3 protein-coding genes are annotated in these 2,824 nt (G+C 64.9%); 2 read left to right on the forward strand and 1 reads right to left on the reverse strand.

Features of this window, described 5'->3' with window-relative positions:
* Nucleotides 1-368: 368 nt before the first annotated feature.
* Nucleotides 369-542, forward strand: coding sequence for a DUF1328 domain-containing protein (locus tag MOV74_RS35280; RefSeq protein WP_036006471.1), 174 nt, complete (start codon nucleotides 369-371; stop codon nucleotides 540-542).
* Between the two features lie 3 nt (nucleotides 543-545).
* Here MOV74_RS35280 and MOV74_RS35285 read toward each other — a convergent pair whose 3' ends face one another.
* Entirely contained in the window at nucleotides 546-1,052 is a 507-nt protein-coding gene (locus tag MOV74_RS35285; RefSeq protein WP_246931731.1) for a thioesterase family protein, read from the reverse strand.
* An 85-nt stretch (nucleotides 1,053-1,137) separates the two neighbouring features.
* On the opposite strand from MOV74_RS35285, the gene MOV74_RS35290 reads away from it, so the two are divergent.
* Complete coding sequence (locus tag MOV74_RS35290; RefSeq protein ID WP_246931733.1) at nucleotides 1,138-2,562, forward strand: FAD-binding oxidoreductase; 1,425 nt, start codon at nucleotides 1,138-1,140, stop codon at nucleotides 2,560-2,562.
* Nucleotides 2,563-2,824 lie beyond the last annotated feature (262 nt).

Below are 2,824 nucleotides of genomic sequence, written 5' to 3' on the forward strand. Positions count from 1 at the left end.
GCTGCTCCGGATTGAGGCCGGAGAGGTATTTCGGGCCCACGGAGGCGCGCGCACGCGCGGCGATGCCGCCGGCTGCGGGCTGGTGGTCGGGGACGCTGGTGATCTTGCTCGGCTCGGTCATGCGAATCATCGGCCCCACGATGGCACCGCGGGGTTGCGGAAGGGAGCCTTCTTAACAGGGATTGGTGGCTATATGGGGCCGCGGAACGAGGTTTTCCACGTGCGCGGCAAGTCAATTTGTTCCTGCGGGCCCTGCGAATTTCCACCCTGTTCCGGCCGGAACAATCGTTCCCGCGTCGAGATTGTCTGGGCAGGTGGCGCGGCCAGCCGCGCCAGATGCAGACAGACATCAAGACGAGGATTTGACCATGCTAGGCTGGGTTGTGACGTTTCTGGTTATCGCTCTGATCGCCGGCATCCTGGGCTTCGGCGGCGTCGCCGGCGCTTCGATCGAGATCGCCAAGATCATCTTCTTCATCGCGGTCGTTCTGTTCCTGGTCTCGGCCGTCGTCGGCTTGGCGCGCGGCCGCAACAGGATCTAGTGCTTACCGCTTCGAGGGCATCGCCACGTTCCGGCCGATGCCCTCGGGCCGCGGTACGGCATTGTGAGCCTTTGTGACCGCAGCGATACGCTCACGGATATCGGGCGGAAACGGCGCGACGCGCCGCGCATTCATATCCATGTGCAGGGACATGTTTTCGGAAGTTGCCGAGAGCCAGCCCTCAGTTGCGTGCCGCATCTCCTCGAACGTGTGCAGCCGCTTGTCGTCGGCCTCGAGCAACCAAACGAAAATCTGCACGGGATCGCCGAGGTGGATTTCGCGCAAATAGCGCACGTGGCACTCGGCGGTGAAGCTCGAGCCGCCGCGCTCCTTCATGTAGGCCGGCCCCATTCCGAGCTCGAGCCAGAGTTGGTCGATCGCGCGGTCGAACATCACGTTGTAATAGGCCATGTTGAGATGGCCGTTATAGTCGATCCATTGCGGCTCGATCTGCATGATCGCGGCGCGGAACGGCTCCGCTTGGGGCGCTGAGGCGGCAGTCTCCGGCATATGTTCTTCCCTAGCCATGCGTCCGGTCGCTTGACTTGACCGGTTTTATGTCCTTTGCCACGGTTCTTCTGTCGGGAGGAATTCCGTGGGCACCACCATCACCAATAGTCCGCCGCGGCCGGAGCCGAAAGCCCTTGCGAGCGCGCTGGAGCAGCTTGCCGCACGCTTCGGCAACCGCCTCATCACCTCGCAGGCCGTCCGCGAGCAGCACGGCCATACCACCACCTGGCTCCCCAACCAGCCGCCTGATGGGGTGGTGATGGCGCAGGAGACCGCCGACATCCAGGACGTGGTGCGGATCTGCGCCAAGAACCGCGTCCCCGTCATTGCCTTCGGCACCGGCACCTCGCTCGAGGGCCAGGTCAACGCACCCGCCGGTGGCATCTCGATCGATCTGCGCGACATGAACAAGGTGCTCGCGGTGCATGCCGAGGACCTCGACTGCGTGATCCAGCCCGGCGTCACCCGCAAGGCGCTGAACGAGCATCTGCGTGACCAGGGCCTGTTCTTTCCGATCGATCCCGGCGCGGATGCCTCGCTTGGCGGCATGGCCTCGACCCGCGCCTCCGGCACCAACGCGGTGCGTTACGGCACCATCCGCGAGAGCGTGCTGGCGCTGAAGGTGGTGCGCGGCGACGGCGAGATCATCACGACAGGCACGCGCGCGAAGAAGTCATCCGCGGGCTACGACCTGACGCATCTGTTTGTCGGCGCCGAAGGCACGCTCGGCATCATCTCAGAGCTGACCATCCGTCTGCGCGGCATCCCCGAGACGATCGCGGCCGGCGCGGTGTCGTTCGAGAGCGTCCACGGGGCCTGTCAGGCCGTCATCCTGGCGATCCAGACCGGCATTCCCGTGGCCCGCATCGAACTGCTCAACGCCGCGCAGGTGAAGGCCTGCAACGCCTATTCGAAGCTGACGCTGCCCGAGACGCCGCTGCTGCTGATGGAATTCCACGGCAGCGAGATCGAGGTTGCCGAGCAGTCCAAGGCCTTCGGCGAGATCGCCAAGGACTGCGGCGGCGGTGATTTCTCCTGGACCACCAAGCCGGAGGACCGCACAAAACTGTGGCAGGCGCGGCACGACGCCTATTGGTCGGTGAAGGCGCTGCGTCCCGGTGACAGCATCGGCGTGGTCGCGACCGACGTCTGCGTGCCGATCTCGCGGCTCGCCGAGTGCGTCAGCGAGACCGAGGAGGATCTCAAGCGCCTTAATTTGTTGTCGCCGATCGTCGGCCATGTCGGCGACGGCAATTTCCATTGCTCGCTGGTCTGCGACACCAACGACGCGGGCGAGATGGCGCGCGGCGAGGAGTTCATGCATCGCCTGGTCGAGCGCGCGCAGGCGATGGACGGCACCTGCACCGGCGAGCACGGCATCGGTCAGGGCAAGCAGAAATATCTCAAGGCGGAACTCGGCCCTGAAGCGCTGGATGCGATGCGGGCGCTCAAAAAAGCGCTCGATCCGCTCAATATCTTCAACCCCGGCAAGATCGTACCGGAGAACTAGCACCCACGGCGCCCGGATCGGGAACCTTCGGCAATCCTGTCGGTTCCAATTCCGCCAAGTTCCGATGCCTCAATGGCAGGGCTTTGCACGGAGGGTGCGATGGTGCGACCGGTCATCGGGATTGCGGCGCTGGCATTTGCCTGCATGCTGGCGGGCGCGGCGCTGGCGAAGGGCGGGCATGGTGGTGGCCATGGGGGTGGACATGGCGGCGGACATGGTGGCGGACATGGCGGCGGCCATCACGGCGGCGGACATTTCCGTG

Source organism: Bradyrhizobium sp. SHOUNA76, from assembly GCF_023006445.1.
Classification (GTDB): domain Bacteria; phylum Pseudomonadota; class Alphaproteobacteria; order Rhizobiales; family Xanthobacteraceae; genus Bradyrhizobium.

Bases quoted from the DNA above. Each gene is read 5' to 3' on its own strand.
- MOV74_RS35280 (WP_036006471.1), top strand. From the start codon at position 369: ATGCTAGGCTGGGTTGTGACGTTTCTGGTTATCGCTCTGATCGCCGGC.
- MOV74_RS35285 (WP_246931731.1), bottom strand. From the start codon at position 1,052: ATGCCGGAGACTGCCGCCTCAGCGCCCCAAGCGGAGCCGTTCCGCGCC.